The sequence below is a fragment of the Chitinophaga filiformis genome (assembly GCF_900102545.1).
GTDB lineage: Bacteria > Bacteroidota > Bacteroidia > Chitinophagales > Chitinophagaceae > Chitinophaga > Chitinophaga filiformis.
Map to the genome: position 1 here is coordinate 654230 of NZ_FNBN01000002.1, position 20471 is coordinate 674700.

Here is a 20471-nt window from a genome sequence, read left to right on the forward strand (position 1 = left end):
TAAATTTTTCTTATTAAAGAAAAAGTTAAAACTGTTATCGCTAATTATCATAATTTGCCACTTTTTCTATTTTTGTCGGACCTAAAACATCCTTATGAATTTTAAAAGGACCAACAACATTGTAGGTTGGGTTATCTGTATCATTGCCTGCACTGTCTACATTATGACTATGGAGGCCACCGGCAGCCTGTGGGACTGCGGCGAATTCATTTCCAGTGCCTACAAGGTACAGGTTCCGCACCCTCCTGGAGCTCCTTTATTTGTGCTGTTAGGTAGATTGTTCACTATCCCGCTGTCTCCATCAAATGCAGCTTTAGGTGTGAACCTTATGTCCGCACTGTCCAGTGGTTTTACTATTTTATTCCTCTTCTGGACCATTACCCACTTCGCCCGCCGCGTGATCGTAAAAAACGGAGCGCCTATCACTCGCGAACAGATGATCGCTATCATGGGCGCCGGTGCGGTAGGTGCGCTGGCTTATACTTTCTCTGACTCTTTCTGGTTCTCTGCTGTGGAAGGTGAAGTATACGCGATGTCTTCTCTCTTCACCGCTATCGTTTTCTGGGCTATCCTGAAATGGGAACACGAAGCAGATGAAGCATATGCTGACCGCTGGATCGTATTCATCGCTTTTACGATGGGTCTCTCTATCGGTGTCCACCTGCTGAACCTCCTGACTATCCCGGCTATCGTAATGGTCTACTACTTCAAACGCTATAAAGTAACCCCAGTGGGTACTTTCTGGGCGTTTATCGTTGGTTGTGCCCTTACCGGTATGGTACAGAAATTCGTTATACAGGATACTATCAAGGCTTCCGGTCTGATGGATGTTTTCTTCGTAAACTCCCTCGGCCTTCCTTTCTATACCGGTTTTGCCTTCTATTTCCTGGTGCTGGCCGGCCTGCTGCTGTACGGTCTGAAAAATCCAAAATTCGGATTCTATGCACCGCTGATCCTGGTAGCTTCCGTTATTGTGATCCCTGCTTTTAACGACTCAACTGGCGCAGGACTTAAAGCATTAAAATTCGTCATCGCGGCTATCTTCGTATCCATTCCTTACTTGCTCAAACAATTTGGCACCAACGTAAACTCTGGCAACTTCCAGCATTTTACCAAAGTGACCATCTACTCTATACTCTTCCTGTTATTAGGCTATTCCACCTACATCACTACCATGGTTCGCTCTACCGCTAATCCATCCGTAGATATGTACAATGTGGACAACCCGATCTCCCTTGTAGGTTACCTGGGCCGTGAACAGTATGGCGACTTCCCACTGATCTACGGACAGGTATTCACCGCACGTCCTACCAGCTACGAAGATGCCGGCAATATCTACGCCCGCGGTAAAGACCAATATCTGATCGCTGGCAAGAAACAGGTGCCTGTCTATGCTGCGGAAGATAAAATGCTGTTCCCTCGTGTATGGGATGCCAGCAATGACCAGGGACACGCTGACTACTACCGTGACTTCCTCGGTCTTAACGAAGGAGAGAAACCATCCTTTGCCGATAACGTAAAGTTCTTCGTAAAATACCAGGTAGGTTTCATGTACCTGCGTTACTTTATGTGGAACTTCTCCGGCAGACAAAACGATACACAGGGTTATGGCAACGTCCGCGACGGTAACTTCATCACAGGTATCTCTTTCCTTGATAACCTGATGTATGGTGATCAGTCTACCATGCCGGACAGCCTGAAAAACAACAAGGCACATAACACCCTCTTCCTCCTGCCCTTCATCCTGGGCCTGATCGGATTCATCTATCACTACAATAACCACCGCCGGGATGCGCTGGTAGCCGGTCTGTTGTTCTTCTTCACCGGTTTTGCTATCGTACTGTATCTCAACCAGGCCGGTAACCAGCCACGTGAACGTGACTATGCATACGTTGGTTCCTTCTACGCTTTCGCGATCTGGATAGGTTTAGGTGTACTGTCTGTCTACGAATTCCTGAAAACCAAAACCAAAGCAGCTATCTCTGCTCCGGTGGCAACCGTTGTCTGCCTGCTGGCAGTTCCGGTACTGATGGGCTTCCAGGAATGGGATGACCATGACCGTTCTACCAAAACTATCGCCCGCGACGTAGCATCTGACTATCTGCAGTCCTGCGCTCCGAACGCCATCCTCTTCACTGTAGGTGATAATGATACGTACCCGCTGTGGTACGCACAGGAAGTAGAAGGTATCCGTCCTGATATCCGTGTGATCAACCTCAGCCTCCTGGGAGTGGATTGGTACATTGATCAGCAACGCCATATGGTGAACCAAAGTCCTGCTGTTCCTATGAACTGGACGCCTGACAAATACCAGGGTGAAAACCGTAACTACATCCAGTATTACGACGGAGGTAACTTCCCACAGGACAAATTCTATAACCTGAAAGAAGTAATGAACTTTATGGGCTCGGATGATCCACGTGCGAAACTGTCTACTACAGATGGTTCCCAGATCAACTACCTCCCTGCTAAAAAGCTCTTTATACCAGTAAATGTGGCTGAAGCCATTAAAAGCGGTACTGTTGATATCCATGACAGCGCCAGGATCATGCCTCAGCTGCCTTTCCAGATAAACAAAAATTACCTGCTGAAAAACGATCTGGCTGTATATGATATCATCGCTGCCAATGACTGGAAACGTCCGATCTACTTTACAAGCCCTACCGACCTTGGTCTGAATGACTACCTCCGTATGGATGGTCTGACCTACCGCCTGGTACCGCTGAAGAAAGAAGAAAGTAACGATCCGATGGGTGCAGAGAAGAATGTGAACATCCCTGCGATGTATAACAACCTGATGAACAAATTCGCCTTCGGTGGTGCAAATGTGAACGGTACTTACTTCGATGAGCCTAACCGTAAACTGCTGCAATACATCAGGAACTCCTACACCAGACTGGGTACCGCCCTCGCACTGGAAGGAAATAAAGATTCTGCACTGGCAGTACTCAACAAGGCTGACAAGAACCTGTTTGAAAGCAATTTCCCGTACGCCATGACCACTCCGGGTCAGATGCATAACTACAGCTCTATGCAGACCGTATATGCTTACTACCTGGCAGGTGATATGAAGAAAGCGGATGAGATCTCCCAGAAGATCATCAAGGATTGTACACAACAGATACAATACTACCGCAGTCTGCCTGAGTCCAAACAGGGTCCTCTCAAACGTGATACAGACATGTCTGAACAGTTCATCTCCCTGCTGCAGCGTATGAAGGAAGATTTCGCCCATCCTGAACGCCGTCAGCCAGGACTGGAAGGCAATCGATCTATAGAAGTTGATTCCCAGGGCCAGACTACTGATTCGCCACAAAACTGATAGTTAAATACCTTAAATAAAAAACGGGGTGTCTCTTCACATGAGACACCCCGTTTTTTTATACCACCCGGCGAATTGACGCTATATGGAGTCGTTCATTATGATGGTATGTTATTGCCATTTCCCCCTGTCAGGCAACAGAAGGCCTCCCAGGGGAATATATCCGGTATGTATTCGGTACTTATTCGGTAGAGATTCGGTGCGACTATAGCAGGACCTATAACCTATAGGCTCCGTACTATAGCATTATAGTCACTGTTCTATAGCGATGGCTATAGAACGGTAGGCCTAATGCAGGACTACAGGGCCTATAGGTTAAGGTTCGTAGTATAGTCGGAGTATAGTCGTATGCTAATCCCTCACCTTCTCAGAGACCAGCCGGCAATGATCACATTTCAGATCAAATTTCTCCAACAGCCTGCTTTCCAACTGCCAATGTCCCCCACAGGAAGGACAACTCTGCTCCATTTTCTTGCTGTCATAATTAAACAGGTAATAATAACTGGGTTTGCCCGTCAGCTCCTCCAGCCTGTTACAAATACCCCTTCCCTGTGTTGTCAATGGACTTTTAATATCTGACAAATAGGTATGAAACTTTTTTTCTCCCATCGCCCCTCTGAACCAAAGTCCGTCAATCTCCTCATAACTCCTTGACCATGAGTGAATATCCTCATAGTTCCTGTGCCGTGTATGCGTATAAGGAACGTTATACAAGGGAATCGGGTCAAAGCTGTCACCCGACCTGATAGGCGAAGCTCCTCCCCAGTATAATATCAGCGAATTGGAAGACGCGATATCCGCTGTGGAGATGGATACCAGGTGTTCTCCCACATATTTATAGGAAATACTGACGTCATACCGTTCCATGAGAATGGAAGTCCACTGGTTGACATAATCGCTATTATAACGCTCGTCCAGCGAGTCCTTTTTGAGGCACTGCACATGCAGCCATACAGCGTTTTCCTGGAAGAGGAATACCTCATGCTGAGATACCAGCTGGCCGTTGGAACGTAAAGATCTGATGAAAAAATCGGCGTCATGCAGGAAGGATTCCATCTCTGACTTAGACCAGTCGGCCTTTTGAAACAGGATTTGATAGATGAACATAGGGATAGAATTATGAATGATAGTCAATGAGATGACTACGGCAATAGGATTATATTAAATATAACGAAATATTTCAATTATAAAAAATCTCCGTTCCTCATTCACCTATCCACCAGGATCAGAATATTCGGCAATAAAAAGGTGCTAATCAACATAATTTGGTACTACCTCAGCTCCAACTCCTTTCGCCTGATAAGTCAGCCGCTTAACCATTAATAGGAGCGCGCAAGTAGCACACGGTTTCAGATGGGAATGGCGGGCCTTCGGCTCTCCGGCATACGACTGATGCTGTCCAATCCTTATTCAAACCCCTATTCGCTTGACAACGCCCAATAATGTTCCAGAGAGAGGAGAGGCGCCGACCGCCATCCCATACTGAAACCGAAGCTACTTAGCGTAAATATGGAAGTATCACGCGACTTCAGATGGGAATAGGCTTCAGCTCTCCGGCGCTACTAAGCCTAAAAAAAAGAGGCTATATCAAAAGATATAACCTCTCTATCAAACATCAATTATCCTATTACAATTTACCCACTTCCTGCCACCAGAACTTCACACACTCCTTCACATCAGGCACACTGTTATCCCAGTTATACTCATACTCCACGGAGAACATACCCTTGAAATTCTGCGCCTTCAGCTCAGCCAGTACAGCCGGCATGTTACAAACACCATTACCCCAGATAACATCATGCGCATCGGGTGATTTTTCATTCAGGTCTTTAAAGTGCAGGTGCAAAACATGACCTTTCAGCTGCTTGATACACTCCACTGGTTCCATACCGGAACGTACCCAGTGACCGATATCAGCACAGGCGCCAAATAGCTTGCTGCGGCCTTTGATAGCTACCAGTACGCTATCCGGATGCCAGTAATGGCTTGGCTTCGGATGATCGTGGATAGCCACTTTGATCTGATATTTATCGCACAGACGGGAAACCGCATCCCAATGTTCACGTTTAGGCTCGGCAGTGATCACCTGAATACCCATTGCCTTTGCGAATTTGAACACTTCCTCCCATTCCTGCTCGCTTGCCGGCGATACCACGCCATAAGCCACCAGTTTCTTCTTCTTTGCTTTCAGCAGCGCTTTCACCTGTGCCTGCTTTGCAGCATCCATTCTCCAGTCAAACTTGCCTTCAATGCCATTGCCAATGGTCTGGCCGTTATAGCACTCAACATATTGGACACCAACACTATCCATTTTGTCCAGCGCCTGCGCCAGCGTAAAACGGTTAAAGGTATATGCCTGTGCTCCTAATTTCCAGCCCAGCTTATCCGCTTTCCCCTGCGCAAAACTTAACGTGGATGTCATCGTCGTACCAGCCAGCATACCAGCCAGTAACAGCACGCTGCTCAATTTTTTAATCATCTGCTATAGTTTTAATTTGATAATCAGTAAAGACCTTCGCGAAAAATAACAGCTTTCCCTGAAGAAAGCAAACGATACATGGTTAACCGGTCAGATACTCCCCTCTTTCCCGATAAATAATGGGATCAAAACAAATTATGCCATGTTAAAAATTTAATAATCGCACTCACATTAAAATATGACACATACATAAAAGTCTATATTCTATCGATATTTTTCGTTCTATTTTGTATAGATTGCCGCCTATGGACTATGTACTCACATCATCCAACTAAATTCGCTAATTTTAGAATTATTATGAGAGGCATACATTTTTCCAAATTTGAACCCGATGAGCAGCAGGGAAAATCGCCCTTTGAGAAGCTACTGGATGTATTCACTCAACTGCTGACTTATACCAGCGGAGATGTTAGTGAAGCACTGCAATGGCTGACCGAACTGGACAAAGAGTACCAACTTACGAATGAGGATTACGGCATCGGAGATTTTATACAGGAGCTGAGGGATAAAGGATACATCCGCGAAAATGAAGAGAACGGAACCATCCAGATAACCGGCAAGACCGAACAGAACATCCGCAAACGCGCACTGGAAGAGATCTTCGGTAAACTAAAAAAATCCAGCCAGGTTGGTAATCACAATACCCGCAAATCAGGCCAGGGAGACGAACTAAACGCCGACAGCCGTCCATTTCAATTCGGGGATGCACTGGAGCAGATCGATATGACCGCTTCCATCCGCAACGCCCAGATCAATCACGGTATCGACAGCTTTTCCATCCAGCAGGATGACCTTGAGATCCAGGAAACAGACTTCAAAACCCAGACGTCTACCGCCCTGATGATCGATATCTCCCACTCTATGGTATTGTATGGTGAAGACCGTATCACACCGGCCAAAAAAGTGGCCATGGCGCTCAGTGAACTGATCACCACCCGCTATCCGAAAGATACGCTCGACATTATTGTGTTTGGCAATGATGCCTGGCAGATAGAGATCAAAGATCTTCCGTATCTCCAGGTAGGTCCGTTCCACACCAATACTGTAGCAGGACTGGAACTGGCCATGGATATTCTCCGCCGCAGGCGCAACCCGAACAAACAGATCTTTATGATCACTGACGGTAAGCCCACATGCCTGAAGAACGGGAAAGAGTACTATAAGAACAGTTTCGGCCTGGACCGCAAAATCCTCAACCGCACACTCAATCTCGCTGCTCAGTGTAAGAAACTAAAGATTCCAATCACTACATTTATGGTAGCTACCGACCCGTGGTTGCAAAAATTCGTAACAGAGTTTACGGAAACAAACAACGGGAAAGCCTTCTTCTCCGGTCTGGATAAACTGGGACAATTCCTGTTTTTCGACTTCGAGAATGGAAAAAGAAAAATGCTTTAAAAAGCATCGCATCATATCATCGATAATCCATTAATACAACATGAATATTAACATAAGTACGTTAGGTGAATTAAAGAAGAGTGGATATAAACCCAAATCTGTTAAAGAAGAGATCAGACAAAACCTGATCCGCAAACTTCAGAATAAAGAGAATGCATTTCCAGGTATCATCGGCTATGAAGATACCGTTATTCCAGATACAGAAAGAGCCCTGCTCTCCCGTCATAATATCCTGTTCCTCGGTCTCCGCGGACAGGCAAAAACACGTATGGCCCGGCAGATGATCTCCCTGCTGGACGAATACATTCCCATCGTGGAAGGCTCCGAAGTGAACGACAGTCCGTTTGAACCGCTGTCCCGCTATGCCCGTGATATCGTGGCTGAACTGGGCGACGCTACGCCTATCTCCTGGGTTTCCCGCGAGCAGCGCTACAGTGAGAAACTGGCTACACCGGATGTTTCCGTTGCCGACCTGGTAGGTGATATCGACCCTATCAAAGCGGCCAATATGAAGCTGAACTATGCAGACGAAAGAGTGATCCACTTCGGTATCATTCCCCGTTCCAACAGGGGCATCTTCGTGATCAACGAACTGCCCGACCTGCAGGCTCGTATCCAGGTGTCACTGTTTAACATCCTGCAGGAAGGCGACATCCAGATCCGTGGTTTCAAAGTACGTATGCCACTGGATATCCTGTTTGTGTTCACCGCCAACCCGGAAGACTATACCAACCGTGGTTCTATCGTTACGCCACTGAAAGACCGTATCGAAAGCCAGATCATCACCCACTACCCTAAGAACGTGGAAAACTCCCTGCTCATTACCGAACAGGAAGCCAATGTGCATGAAGAACAGCAGCATGTACACATCAGTGATATGATCAAACGCCTGATCGAACAGGTGGCTTTTGAAGCGCGTAACAGCGAATACGTAGACAAGAAAAGCGGTGTTTCTGCCCGTCTCACCATCGCTGCTTACGAAAACGCAGTGAGTGCAGGCGAACGCAGGGCTATCATCAATAAAGAAAAAAGTACTTACGTCCGCATAGCAGACCTGCAGGGTATCATTCCCGCCATCACCGGTAAGATCGAACTGGTATATGAAGGCGAACAGGAAGGACCTTTACAGGTAGCCGTTAACCTGCTGGATAAATCTATCCGCAGTGTCTTCTCCCAGTATTTCCCTAACCCCGATTCCTTCAAAAAGCGTAAACAATCCGCCACCATGGAGAATCCTTACAGGGCGGTGATACAGTGGTTCGATAAAGGCAATGCGGTGCAGTTATTACAGGATGTGAACGATAAGCAATACGAGACCTCACTTTTGAAAGTTGAGGGCCTTAAAGAGCTTATAAAGGGCAAATTCCCGCATGCCAATGCCAAGGAGCAATTACTGCTGATGGAATTTGTACTGCATGGCCTCGCTTCCTACTCCCTGATCAGTAAAAAGGTAGTGGAAAATGAGACCCGTTTCAGTGATCTGCTGGGTACCATGATGAACTTCGGTACCGGCACTGAGGAAGAGAACGAAGAATTCTAAAACATACCTTTTCCGTAAAAATAACGCGGAATACCGGGGGATATCTGCTCAATTGGGGTTGCATCTTACAATTGAAGTATATATCTTTCAGTATTCCGCGTTCTGCATATTATGCTCCGCGCTCATTGAAAAACACTCTATTAACTCACAGTTATGAACAATTCAAGAAGACACTTCATCCGCTCTGCCTCCACATTGATGGCAGGAGCCGGATTAGTCAGTGCGTTACCGGCTTCTTTACGCGCTGTGGCCCCCAGTGACAAGATCAATGTTGCAGCCATCGGTATCAATGGTATGGGATGGGCAGATCTTACCGCCATCCTGAAAAACCCTTATGCGCAATGCGTCGCCCTCTGCGATGTCGATAAGAACGTGCTGGATAAAAGGGCCGGCGAACTGGCTCAGAAAGGCCAGAACGTCAAAACTTATAGTGACTACCGCAAGCTGCTGGAAGATAAAACAATTGATGCGGTGATCATCGGTACACCGGATCACTGGCATTGCCTCCAGATGACCGACGCCGTATCTGCCGGAAAAGACGTGTATGTGGAAAAACCCATCGGAAACTCCATTGCTGAGATCAACGCCATGGTAGCCGCCCAGGAACGCACCAAACGCGTAGTACAGGTAGGTCAGTGGCAACGTAGCCAGCAACACTTCAAAGATGCGGTGGCCTTCGTACACTCCGGCAAACTGGGCCAGGTACGCCTGGTAAAAGCCTGGGCCTATATGGGCTGGATGCATTCCATTCCGAAACAACCAGACGGCAATCCGCCTGCTGGCGTGGACTATGCTTCCTGGCTGGGCCCTGCTGAAAAGCGACCTTTCAATCCTAACCGCTTTCACTTCAACTTCCGCTGGTACTGGGATTATGCAGGCGGCCTGATGACCGACTGGGGCGTACACCTGCTGGATTATGCCCTGCTGGGTATGAAAGCGCAGCACCCGGTGTCTGTGATGGCAGCAGGCGGCAAATTCGCCTATCCTGATGATGCAGCTGAAACACCTGATACCCTCACCACTGTATACCAGTTCGACGGTTTCAATATTCAATGGGAACATGCTATCGGCATCGATGGTGGTCCTTATGGCCGTGATCATGGTATTGCGTTCATTGGCAACAACGGTACACTGGTATTAGACCGCGGCGGCTGGGAAGTGATCCCTGAAAAAGGAAAGATGGAAGCAGTACCCCGTACTAAATCCGTAGACAATGGCCTGGACAAGCACGCCATTAATTTCCTGGATGTGATCAAGTCCCGGAAACTGGAAGACCTGAATACACCTATCCAGGCCGGTGCGCATGTAGCAACCGTAGCACAGCTGGGGAATATCGCTTATAAAACAGGCAGGAAACTGAACTGGAATGGCGCTAAAGAGCAATTCGATGATGCCTCTGCCAATAAGTTCCTCGCTGCAGAATACCACAATGGTTACAAGCTGCCGAAAGCTTAATGTATAAAAGTAAAAGGGGTGTTCAGCAAAACTGAATACCCCTTTTCTCAATGATAAACCTCACTACGTAAAACTATCCCGGATTACTGCTCACCTTTCTGCATCTACTGCTTCCAACATCTCTACAGCCTCCACATTGCCTTGCTGAGCCGCCAGATCTGCAGCAGTTAAACCACGGTTCTCCCGGATGGATTTATCTGCTCCGTGGTCCAGTAACAGCTTTACCATGTTATTACGTCCGAACATAGCTGCAAACATCAGGGCAGTTCCACCATTCCCATGTTGCAGGTTCAGATCCGCACCATAACGTATCAGTAAGGTCGCGATCTCAGGATAACCTTTAAAACTCACACCCATTAGAGAAGTATTTCCACCGGAATCTGTTGCGTTCACATCCGCACCTGCTTCCAGCAATATTTCTGCTGCATCGTACTGACCGTTATAAGTTGCAATGATCAACGGCGTATATCCACGAACATCGCGAATATTGAGATCCTGTATCTGATCAATATGCTCACGTAGAAAATCCGTATCTCCGTTACGGGCTGCATAAAAGAATTCACTGGTTAAAGTCTGCATAGCTTGCTGCTTATTTAAGATGAAACATGGTCTGCTTCCTTCAATACTTTCTCAGCACATTTCTACGATCTCAAATATTACGCCTGAAAGAATATTCACAGCTGTTGCACGCTGCAATAAACGCAAGCTCTTCTTTCATTCAGCAGCAGACTGCTCCTCTAAACCTGGTAATTAATATACTTTTCTGTGAAGTCGCCGTTGGCGAACAGTTCTATCAGCCCATAACCCGGTGCAGTTTCCCTGTTGTTGCCATTCCACCACGCCCCACTCACAGCACCGTTGCACAGATAGGTTACATTATTATACACTACTTTATCTTTCAGGTGAATATGCCCGCTTAAACATAACTTTACATTTGGATGCTGATAGAACAAACGGATAATTTTCGCCACATCCGTATGCATGTCGCCTCCCAGCATCTGCCAGCGGTTCACCACGTTGTCTTCCACCATCAGTGTTGCTGTCAGAATAGGAATATGCGATAGCACACATACCGGCATCCTCGGATCAGTTGATTTCAACTCCGTTTCCAGCCAGTGCATCTGCTCGTCTCCCAGTTTACCAATATACCAGGTATCGTCAATATCCAGGTGAACACTATCCAGGATGATAAATTTCCATCCCCCTTTCACAAAGCTGTAATAAGGCAACGACAACTGCAGCTGTCCCATGGAATATTGCTTACCGTATGCTGCCTGTCCACGGCTGTTCTCATGCCACCAGATATCATGGTTACCCAGTGTATAGTATACCGGCAGACTACATTCCTTCTTCATAATATCATGCAACAGTTTCCACTGCGCATCAATAGTGGACAGGTTCTCCTTGTTCATATCAAATACAATATCTCCGCCGTTCAGGATCATATCTACCTTAGCTTCCTGCGATTGCACGTGATGCAGACATTTCCTGAAATGCTCAGGAGCGTCCAGCTTATCGTACAGATGCACATCCGTAAGATGGGCGATCCGCAATACAGGCTTGTCATTGCGGGGAGCCGCTGCAACTGTGCCAAATGGAATAGCCGGGGCCAGCAATAATCCGCCGAGCTTTTTGAATAATGATCTTCTTTGCATAAACATTCTTTCGTTGACAATAAAAAACTATCCGTACCTATAAGCAGGTACGGATAGCAGCGGTTAAAATAATATATTACGCTTGTGAATGCCAGCACCCGCAACAGATTTAACAATATGTTCGTCTGGCGGTACTGCAGGATAAATTACCAGTTAGGATTTTGTTTCAATGCCGGATTTAACAGCAGCTCCTGTGCCGGTATAGGGAACAGGTAATCCCTGTCTTCACGGAACGTTTTCGGAATAGTACCATTGATGATAATATTACCACCAGATGCACCGTTCTCCAGCACTACATCTGTTCCCAGTTTCAGCAACTGGATATTCGGAATAGCAGGTGGCGTGGCGGTATAAATAGCCAGATCTGGTGTACCATCACCATCCAGGTCATAGTTACCCGCTCCGGGGAAATAAGCACCCTTGAATTGTACTGCCAGCAGATGCCCTTCTTTCCAGCGCATCAGGTCATTCCACATAAATCCTTCCATCACCAGCTCTACCCTTCTTTCCCTGCGTATTTCGAGTATGATACCCCTATTGGCGCCGCTTACATGCGCATACTGACCAGCAAGGTAATTATCCGGAGCTGCATTGGCAGCTGCCAGATCCATCGCAGGCATACCTGTTCTGTCTCTCAGCAGTTTGACAGATTGATCCAGATCTGCCTGTGTGATTGTACCCAGTTCTGCTTTTGCCTCCGCATAGTTCAGCAGTACTTCTGCATAGCGGAAGATGGACAGTGGATTAGGAGACTTGGCCAATGCATCATTCGCCGCTGCAGTAACATACTTCGTCAGCTGATAACCCGTTACTGTGCCTGCATAAGAAGGAGGCAACACCGTGTTACCATCAATACGTTTATATCCCGGTGCACGTACAGTCTGTGCCAGACGCGGGTCTCTGTTCTGCATCTCATCAAAGAACTGCAGCTTGTCGTATCCGGGTTTGTCGGTAAACCTGGAACCATCTTTCATCAGATAACTGTTCACCAGGCTTTTCTCCAGTCCCGGTTTACCAAAGGAAGGCGCAGTGGTGTAATAGTTCACATTATGGAAGATCTGCAGATTAGCACTGTATTGCCTTGCGAGGATGACCTCATCCTGGACAACACTCAGCGAAGAGAACAAATCCCTGTAAGCTTTGTCAGGTGCACTTTTATAGATCGTGTACGCACCCCCTTTGATCACTTCTCCGGCAGCATCAGCAGCCATTTGCAGGAAGCGGTCGGCCTCTTTCAGTTCAAACTCATCATGATATTTTCTAAAAGTCCCTTCAAACAAACAGATACGGGACTTTAATGCCAATGCCGTCCACTTCGTCACTTCGGCGACGTCTTTTCCTGTACCCAGATGTGCGATAGCGAAATCAATATCATTCACTACAGAATCCATCACCAGCGTACGCGGATCTCTTTTCTTATTCAGACTCGCGGTATCATTGGCTTCAATAGGCTTTGAATACCAGGGCACATCACCAAAGTGCGATACCATACCGAAATAGAAATAGGCACGGAAGAACTTTGCAACAGCCACATACTTATAAGTGATCGTAGTGTCAAGATTACCACGCATATAGTTCTGCAGGAAATAATTCACATTCCGCAGATCTGTCCAATCCCATCCACCACCGGCAACAGGTACAGTACGGTTACCTGCTATCTGTGGCGACAAACTATTCACCACGATGCTATTGGCTGTCTCCGTATACAGGCTGGTAAAACCATTATCTTCATTGTCTGCATTAGGCAGCATCTTGTCATAGAAAGAACGCACATACAATCTCAACTCGCTTTCCGAATTGAACCCGTTCACCGGAGAGATCTGGGAAAGCGGCTCCCTGTCCAGGAAATCCGAACACCCTGATAATACTATCAGACCAGCTGCTACAAACCCTAATATTCTTTTCATTTCATTAAACAGTTTAGCATTTAGAAAGTGGTGTCAAAACCGAAAGTGTATTGTCTGAAGAATGGATAGTTCCGTCCGCCGATATCACTGCTGTAAGGCCCTACCTGCTCAGGATCTATATACTTGTTGTGCATCTTCGTAAAAGTAAAGAGGTTCTGTCCTGTAAAGTATACACGCAGGCGCTGCATCTTCCAGCGCTTTACGAGAGTGGCAGGCAGGTTATAACCAATTGTCAGGTTCTTTAAACGGACATAAGCCAGATCCTGCAGATACTTGTCATTCTTCACGGCCAGCTCCCCACCGGGATAGGCAGCATATCCTCTCAGCAATGGGAAATAAGCATTGGGATTTTCAGGGCTCCATACTTTGCTCACGAAGTCTTTCGGCAGGAAAGAGGTATAAGGTCTGCCGTACACACCCCAGAATTTGGCAGCTTCCACATCAGGATACCAGTTCTGTTTACCAATACCCTGGAAGAAGGCTGACAGGTCGAAATTGTTCCAGTTAAATCCGGCAGTGATACCAAAAGAGTAACGCGGCAATGAGTTACCTATCTTCCGCAGGTCGCCATGCTCAGACAAAGTATTTTTGCCGTCATTGATCACCTTATCTCCATTGAGGTCGATGAACTTCATATCGCCCGCATGCAGTTTACTCCATTCACCGGGAGAGGTCACACGCTGGTCCCTGTCTACATAGTCCTGGTTTACAGCCCAGTTCTTTGCCTCATCTTCCGACTTGAAATATCCGTCAATACTATATCCCCACATCTCGCCCAGTTCCTGTCCTTCGTAGTAGTTGCTCAGTAATTTATTGGGGTTATCAAAGCGGGTGATCTTTGCTTTATAATCAGAAAGGACAAAACCTACGTTATACGTGAACGGCTTACCCGCCAGCTTGCCATTATCCTGCCATCTCACGGAGAGATCAAAACCTTTGGTCACGAGGTCGCCGGCATTCTGTGTAGGTGAAGGAGCGCCAAATACACCGGGCATTGTTTTACCGGGGATCAGCATATCCTTAGTAGTACGACGATACCAGTCATAGCTGATCTGTAATTTATTCCTGAAGAATCCTGCATCAATACCGCCATCCAGTGAAGCGGATTTCTCCCAGGTAAAATCAGGAGTAATCGGATCAGGAGCACTTAAATACTGTGCCTGGTTACCTCCTACGATCCACTTGGACAAGCCACTGCTCATAACCGGGATGTACGGATATAGGTTCCCACTGCCCACATCCTGGTTACCCAGTGAGCCATAAGATGCCCTTAATTTCAGCTCAGGCAGGATATTCTTAGCAGGTTCAAAAAACGGCTCCTCACTCACTCTCCATCCACCCGAAACGGAAGGAAAGAACCCGAAACGCTCTTCTTTCGGAAAGCGGGAACTACCATCATAGCGGCCATTCACTTCCAGCAGGTATTTGCTTTTATAATCGTAGTTTACACGGGCGAAATACCCCAACAAAGCCCATTCACGCGCATTACCCCCTGACTGCTGTGCACCGGTACCCAGGTCTATCTGGTTCAGGTCTTCCGAGAGCAGGTTGGTACGCATGCCCATATTGGCTTTATACTTCTGTAACTCCTGGTTGTAACCTGCCGTCACCTTCAGGTTGTGTTTACCGATACTTTTCTCATAAGTACCATATAGGTTTACCGAATGATGCTGATCGAGATAAGTATTCTCATTATACTGATCGTAACCCGCAGTATTGATGATACCTGGATTTACTGACCAGGGAATAAGCGTGTTACGCTGATAATCGGAATAAGGCGCCAGCTCATAGGTATAGTTACCAGCCAGCGACAATCCACCACCGAAATGTGTTTCAAAACCTACCATGTTGGTCAGGTTGCATTTCTTATTACCACCGTGCGACTTCCTATGTTGCAGGTCCGCATACTCGTAAGCACCGTAGTTATTGAGGTTGGTTCGGAAAGTAAAAGTACCATCCGGGTTTTGAGGAACATAAGATGCCATAGCATGATTGTACAGACCTGTCAGATTAGCGCCATAGCCCGGCCAGGTATAGTCGTTCGCGCCGAACTGGGTATTACTGTAGATGGTCAGCCAGTCTGTTACATGTGCATTGATCTTTGCACGGAAGTTATACGCATTATAGACATCCTGTCGCAGATACGTCTGGTACATTCCTTTCTGCTGATAATATCGTCCGGACATCATAAAGTCTACCTTCTCATTACCACCCGTCATATTGAAGTGATGCTCCATACCTGGCTGTGTTTTCCTGAACAGGAAATGCCACCAGTCGGTACTGCCATAATACACATATTGCGGCTGTCCGTTACGGTTCTGTAATACTACAGACGGTAATGATTTGTCCGTCTGCCGGCGTTTCAGTTCAGCATAATCGTCTGCATTAAAGCCGGTATAGCTGTTGCCCACGTTGCGGGAGAATGCAGCATCTACCAGGGAATCCTGTGTAAAACCATCCGTGATAAAATCTGTGCGCGTGGTCATTTTCTGTATACCATAACTGGCGCCGTAGTTCACACTCAGGGCTCCCTTCTTCGCTTTCTTTGTTGTGATAAGGATTACCCCGAAAGCCGCCCTGGAACCATAGATGGCGGAAGATGCCGCATCTTTCAATACAGAGAGACTTTCAATATCCTGCGGATTGAGCATATCAATATTACCGGTAGCACCGTCTATGAGGATCAGCGGGGAACCAGTAGTATTCTGGATAGACGCAAACCCACGTATATTGAAGGTACCGGTGCTGCCGGGGTGCCCATCGCCAAAATTGATGTTGAGGTTAGGCACTGCACCCTGCAGGGCCTGCGCCGGACTGCTAACAGGTCTGTCGGCAAATACATCGCTGCCTACCTGGCTCACTGCTCCTGTAAGGTTTACTTTCTTCTGGGTACCATATCCTACTACCACAACATCACCCAGACCTATACTTTTCTCATTCAGACGGATCAGCAACAGATTCTTGCCATTATTCTTTACCGTAAATCCGGGATATTCTCCTTTCTCATACCCCATCATGGTAAACTGGAAATCATATTGACTACCTACTTTAAATCTTTTGAATACAAAGTCGCCATTGGCATCGGTAAGGGTATTGAACTTTGTGCCGGCGCTCTTTTCCACTGCCTGTACGGTCACGCCGGGCAATGCAGTTCCTTTCGTGCTGACTACAGTACCGTGTACGTCTGAGCTGCCCTCCTGTGCCCGGATCTCCTGTTTCATCAACATCATGAGCAGCAGGCATGAGATGCCCCTGAACAGCGTTTTTGCTTTTCCCATTTTTGATTAAGATTTAATTATTTTACTACAGATATAGCTTCCCCGTATCTGCATATTTGCGATGCAGATAACATGTGTTCTCCTGTGAAGAACCCCTGGAATAAATGTTTTGAAATTACCGGATGATGAACACTCCTTCGTCGGCAGTCAGCGTCAGTTCATTTATCCTTGCAATGTTGCCCAGTACCATTTTCAAGGAATCTCCCGGGAATATTTTTCCTGAGAAATAAACGTCTTTAAAATCTTTCTGCTGATATTGTATAGTTACATGATACCGCCGTTGCAGAAAATCGAATACCTCATTTAAAGGTGCATTCCCGAACACAATATTGTCTTCATTCTCTTGTATAGTTGGTGAACTGACAGGCTCCCGCGGAATGGTACTACTTCCTGCTGCATGGCTCAGCAGATGCTTATGTGTATCCCTGTAGTACCGCCATTCATCTCCGGGCGACAGGTATACATCGTTCATTGCATACAGCTGATTGTCCGTTTTCTTTACGACCACTTTACCTGAGTATAATCTCACCAGCAGTTGTTTGTTTTTACCTTCCGCTACCATAAATCTTGTGCCGAGTGCAATAGTTGTAAATCCTCCCGACGCCACACTGAACGGCTTTCCAGCTACTGCTGCCACATCAAATTCAGCTGTTCCTTTCAGATAGATGGCACGACTGTTTACATTATAGGCAGATGAATCGAAACGAATATCCGTGCCTGGGAACAACCTCGCTACAGAACCATCCGGCAGTTTAAAATAAGCTGGTTGCGTCACTGCACTATATACCATCCATGGTGTATCCCTTTGATGCTCCTCCTGCTGTAATGCAATACCCGCGGCTCTTTTACCTGATTCCGGCAACAGATACTGCCAGAGGAACAACCCTGTTATCAATAATACACTTGCAGCAACCGCCAGACTGCGCCATGGCAATCTTCTTACACGCGTCTTTTCTCCGAATGCATTTGCCTGGATATAAGACAACATTTCTTCGCTATATTCCTCAGGATAAGTTCCTTTCCACGAGGCGCTTTCCCATTCTGCTATCTCTTCGTTATCTTCTTCATTTTCCAGCTGCCAGTTCATGACCACCTTTACCTCTTCCGGTGTACAGTCGCCGTTATTAAATTTTTCTATCAATGCTTTATCAGGCTTCATGCGCTGCACTTATTTTCTTGGTATCGTATATATGTACACCATGAAGGTATTGATGCCCCTACCGGTAACAATTTCTTAACAAAGGCCGCTTACAGGCGAAGCAGCAGTAATAATAAAAGGAAATGACTGGCAGCGATCTCCCGCAGGTGGTGATGTGCCTTTGTGATGTGATTTTCAACCGTCTTGACGGAGATAGACAGTTCTTCTGCAATTTCTTTGTTAGATAGTCCTCTGTGTAGTTTCAGCAGTACCACCTGTTTACGGATGGGAGATAAATGCAGGACTACTTTTTCCAGGAAATCATTTGTCTCAAAGTTGTTTGTTCCAATGGCTGTTGTGGATACCCCTTCGGGGAATTGTTCCTGCGTATACCTAAGCTCCCGTTCTTTTTTCCTGTCTTCCGTCCTGATATGGTTAAGTAATACTGACTTAGCGGTAATAAATACCTGCTTCTCCAGCGGGTGCTCGTCTGACAGGCTTTCGCGGTATTGGTAGATACGGATAAAACATTGTTGTGTAAGCTCCCTGGCAACTTCATAGTCGCGGACTTTCTTCACTAAAAAGTTGAAGACCTTACCGTTAAAATAATGGTACATTTCAACAAAGGCCTTCTCGTTACCCTGTCTGAGACGCTGTACTTCAATTGTATGGTTCATGACCTATCCCTTACATGATGGGACCAGGCAAAGTTATAAATATGTAGATGCGGGATATATTACCTTCTTATTAATTCTCAGGCGCTTCATGTAATTACGACATGAGTAATATTCTAAATCGTGTAGACGGTCATAAATAGGGGCAAATTGCACGGGAAAAGTTGTTTAGATCAATCTGGCCTCAGGCGGATTGTATTGTTTGTAGCGCGGCTATACTCGCGGGGGAAAACGGTACCATGCTGATTTTACATTAACGAACGGCAACGAGATGTGTTCCCGCCATAAATTGTACATAGGATGTTTCACTCATCCTTCAGTACAAATCATCAATATTCGGGGCTGCCAGCCTTCAGCCGCGATACAAACAATGTTCAAACGGCAGAGATCAGATAGCCGTACCTGCGCTTTCATTTTCCTGTTCCAGCATCATAGACAGGTATACGGCATCACTGATAGGGTTGTCGTAATACGCTGCAATGGGATGGAACCCAAGACTTGTATACAATTCAATTGCCGGACGCATATGAGCAAGGGTATCAAGCAACATACGTTTATAACCCAGCTTTCTGCCTGCTTCTATAGCTCTTGTGGCAAGCGCTCTGCCAACACCATGACCTTTAAAGCTGTCACGTACAAAAAGCCTTTTCATTTCACAGGTGGAGTTCTCGAAACTCCTCACTCCTACGCAACCTGCCGGTTGTCCGTCTACCAAAGCGAGAAACAAAGCGCCTTCAGGGGCTACATAATAGGGATGAGGTAAACTGCTTAGTTCTTCTTCGAACCGTTGAAAACTAAGGTCTACACTTAACCAGTTGGCATACTCGCGGAAGAGGCCTTTCACCTGTTCCAGCGACTTCAGATCATCTTTTTTTACTTCTACAATTTCTAACATACCGCATCTTTTTAGTACATAAAACGCAAAAGCCTCCTGAGCATCAGAAGGCTTTTTCCGGTTCCGGATTGGAAATATGTTTGTTAGTTCACATAGTACCTGTCCTGAACTCTTACTGTAAACGATATAATTTTAAAATTAACTCATTGTCAGCATTCAAAACTTCACTTAATTCAGCCTTACTGCTCACCTCCCTACTCTTTTTAGGGGGGAGACAAATATAAGGAATTTTACTTAAAAAGCACAGCCGTTGAAAGAAATACTTTACCTCCTATTTGTTATCTGTATGTAATGTTTTTAGTTCCGCCGCGAGGGCCATCATTGTGTTAACACCCCAGTGTTCATAGTACTTTCCGTCTTTTATGGTCACCATATCCATCACATGAATAGCTACAGGCTGATGTGTAGCCGGTACTCCCATAAAGGTGCCTGTATGTATACCGCTGATCGTCTTCCGGGTAGTGACCTTATCCCCCTCTCCTACCTGTTCATAAATCGTTACTTTCAGATCTGAGAATGCTGGCCGCAATATGTTCTCAAACGTGTAGATCAAACCCGCAGGGCCTTTATCCATACCCTTTGCGGCAGTATGATTGACGAATGCGGGATCTACTATTTCCTGAAAGCTTTGCGGATTCCCTTCTTCAATGATCTCTTTGTTGAAACGTCTTACGATGGCTTTGTTCTGTTCAATTGTTGCTGTCATGATGGGTGATTTTATACAGCAAAA

14 protein-coding genes are annotated in these 20471 nt (G+C 46.4%); 4 read left to right on the forward strand and 10 right to left on the reverse strand.

Annotated features, from left to right (window positions below; genetic code table 11):
• The first annotated feature begins 94 nt into the window (after positions 1-94).
• Positions 95-3322, forward strand: a complete 3228-nt coding sequence (locus BLR32_RS09165) for a glycosyltransferase family 117 protein (protein WP_089830866.1) — start codon at positions 95-97, stop codon at positions 3320-3322.
• Between the two features lie 351 nt (positions 3323-3673).
• On the opposite strand, the gene BLR32_RS09170 is transcribed toward BLR32_RS09165, so the two are convergent.
• Positions 3674-4429: a DUF2310 family Zn-ribbon-containing protein gene (locus BLR32_RS09170; protein WP_089830868.1), complete on the reverse strand. Its 756-nt coding sequence runs from the start codon at positions 4427-4429 to the stop codon at positions 3674-3676.
• 520 nt (positions 4430-4949) lie between these two features.
• Entirely contained in the window at positions 4950-5801 is an 852-nt protein-coding gene (locus BLR32_RS09175; RefSeq protein ID WP_089830870.1) for a sugar phosphate isomerase/epimerase family protein, read from the reverse strand.
• Positions 5802-6098: 297 nt separating this feature from the next.
• On the opposite strand from BLR32_RS09175, the gene BLR32_RS09180 reads away from it, so the two are divergent.
• The 3 genes from BLR32_RS09180 (at position 6099) to BLR32_RS09190 (ending at position 10194) form a co-directional block, all read left to right on the forward strand.
• Positions 6099-7199 carry a vWA domain-containing protein gene (locus BLR32_RS09180; protein WP_089830872.1) on the forward strand — a complete coding sequence of 367 codons (1101 nt, stop codon included), beginning with the start codon at positions 6099-6101 and terminating at the stop codon, positions 7197-7199.
• 40 nt (positions 7200-7239) lie between these two features.
• Positions 7240-8739 (forward strand): MoxR family ATPase, encoded by a 1500-nt coding sequence (locus BLR32_RS09185; RefSeq protein WP_089830874.1) that lies wholly within the window; start codon positions 7240-7242, stop codon positions 8737-8739.
• A gap of 153 nt (positions 8740-8892) precedes the next feature.
• Positions 8893-10194, forward strand: coding sequence for a Gfo/Idh/MocA family protein (locus BLR32_RS09190; protein ID WP_089830876.1), 1302 nt, complete (start codon positions 8893-8895; stop codon positions 10192-10194).
• A gap of 90 nt (positions 10195-10284) precedes the next feature.
• On the opposite strand, the gene BLR32_RS09195 is transcribed toward BLR32_RS09190, so the two are convergent.
• The 8 genes from BLR32_RS09195 to BLR32_RS09230 form a co-directional block, all read right to left on the reverse strand.
• Positions 10285-10773 (reverse strand): ankyrin repeat domain-containing protein, encoded by a 489-nt coding sequence (locus BLR32_RS09195; protein WP_089830878.1) that lies wholly within the window; start codon positions 10771-10773, stop codon positions 10285-10287.
• A 158-nt stretch (positions 10774-10931) separates the two neighbouring features.
• Positions 10932-11849: a metallophosphoesterase family protein gene (locus tag BLR32_RS09200; protein ID WP_089832107.1), complete on the reverse strand. Its 918-nt coding sequence runs from the start codon at positions 11847-11849 to the stop codon at positions 10932-10934.
• 146 nt (positions 11850-11995) lie between these two features.
• Positions 11996-13756: a RagB/SusD family nutrient uptake outer membrane protein gene (locus BLR32_RS09205; RefSeq protein ID WP_089830880.1), complete on the reverse strand. Its 1761-nt coding sequence runs from the start codon at positions 13754-13756 to the stop codon at positions 11996-11998.
• Between the two features lie 20 nt (positions 13757-13776).
• Positions 13777-17034 (reverse strand): SusC/RagA family TonB-linked outer membrane protein, encoded by a 3258-nt coding sequence (locus tag BLR32_RS09210; protein WP_089830882.1) that lies wholly within the window; start codon positions 17032-17034, stop codon positions 13777-13779.
• 115 nt (positions 17035-17149) lie between these two features.
• Positions 17150-18193, reverse strand: a complete 1044-nt coding sequence (locus tag BLR32_RS09215) for a FecR family protein (RefSeq protein WP_089830883.1) — start codon at positions 18191-18193, stop codon at positions 17150-17152.
• 89 nt (positions 18194-18282) lie between these two features.
• Positions 18283-18849 (reverse strand): RNA polymerase sigma factor, encoded by a 567-nt coding sequence (locus BLR32_RS09220; protein ID WP_089830885.1) that lies wholly within the window; start codon positions 18847-18849, stop codon positions 18283-18285.
• Positions 18850-19234: 385 nt separating this feature from the next.
• A complete protein-coding gene (locus tag BLR32_RS09225; RefSeq protein WP_089830887.1) occupies positions 19235-19741 on the reverse strand; it encodes a GNAT family N-acetyltransferase in 507 nt (168 codons plus the stop codon).
• Between the two features lie 271 nt (positions 19742-20012).
• Positions 20013-20447 (reverse strand): ester cyclase, encoded by a 435-nt coding sequence (locus BLR32_RS09230; RefSeq protein ID WP_089830889.1) that lies wholly within the window; start codon positions 20445-20447, stop codon positions 20013-20015.
• Positions 20448-20471 lie beyond the last annotated feature (24 nt).

Excerpts from the sequence above, each read along its gene's own strand:
- BLR32_RS09165 (WP_089830866.1), top strand. The coding sequence starts at position 95 with ATGAATTTTAAAAGGACCAACAACATTGTAGGTTGGGTTATCTGTATC.
- BLR32_RS09170 (WP_089830868.1), bottom strand. The coding sequence starts at position 4,429 with ATGTTCATCTATCAAATCCTGTTTCAAAAGGCCGACTGGTCTAAGTCA.
- BLR32_RS09175 (WP_089830870.1), bottom strand. The coding sequence starts at position 5,801 with ATGATTAAAAAATTGAGCAGCGTGCTGTTACTGGCTGGTATGCTGGCT.
- BLR32_RS09180 (WP_089830872.1), top strand. The coding sequence starts at position 6,099 with ATGAGAGGCATACATTTTTCCAAATTTGAACCCGATGAGCAGCAGGGA.
- BLR32_RS09185 (WP_089830874.1), top strand. The coding sequence starts at position 7,240 with ATGAATATTAACATAAGTACGTTAGGTGAATTAAAGAAGAGTGGATAT.
- BLR32_RS09190 (WP_089830876.1), top strand. The coding sequence starts at position 8,893 with ATGAACAATTCAAGAAGACACTTCATCCGCTCTGCCTCCACATTGATG.
- BLR32_RS09195 (WP_089830878.1), bottom strand. The coding sequence starts at position 10,773 with ATGCAGACTTTAACCAGTGAATTCTTTTATGCAGCCCGTAACGGAGAT.
- BLR32_RS09200 (WP_089832107.1), bottom strand. The coding sequence starts at position 11,849 with ATGCAAAGAAGATCATTATTCAAAAAGCTCGGCGGATTATTGCTGGCC.
- BLR32_RS09205 (WP_089830880.1), bottom strand. The coding sequence starts at position 13,756 with ATGAAAAGAATATTAGGGTTTGTAGCAGCTGGTCTGATAGTATTATCA.
- BLR32_RS09210 (WP_089830882.1), bottom strand. The coding sequence starts at position 17,034 with ATGGGAAAAGCAAAAACGCTGTTCAGGGGCATCTCATGCCTGCTGCTC.
- BLR32_RS09215 (WP_089830883.1), bottom strand. The coding sequence starts at position 18,193 with ATGAAGCCTGATAAAGCATTGATAGAAAAATTTAATAACGGCGACTGT.
- BLR32_RS09220 (WP_089830885.1), bottom strand. The coding sequence starts at position 18,849 with ATGAACCATACAATTGAAGTACAGCGTCTCAGACAGGGTAACGAGAAG.
- BLR32_RS09225 (WP_089830887.1), bottom strand. The coding sequence starts at position 19,741 with ATGTTAGAAATTGTAGAAGTAAAAAAAGATGATCTGAAGTCGCTGGAA.
- BLR32_RS09230 (WP_089830889.1), bottom strand. The coding sequence starts at position 20,447 with ATGACAGCAACAATTGAACAGAACAAAGCCATCGTAAGACGTTTCAAC.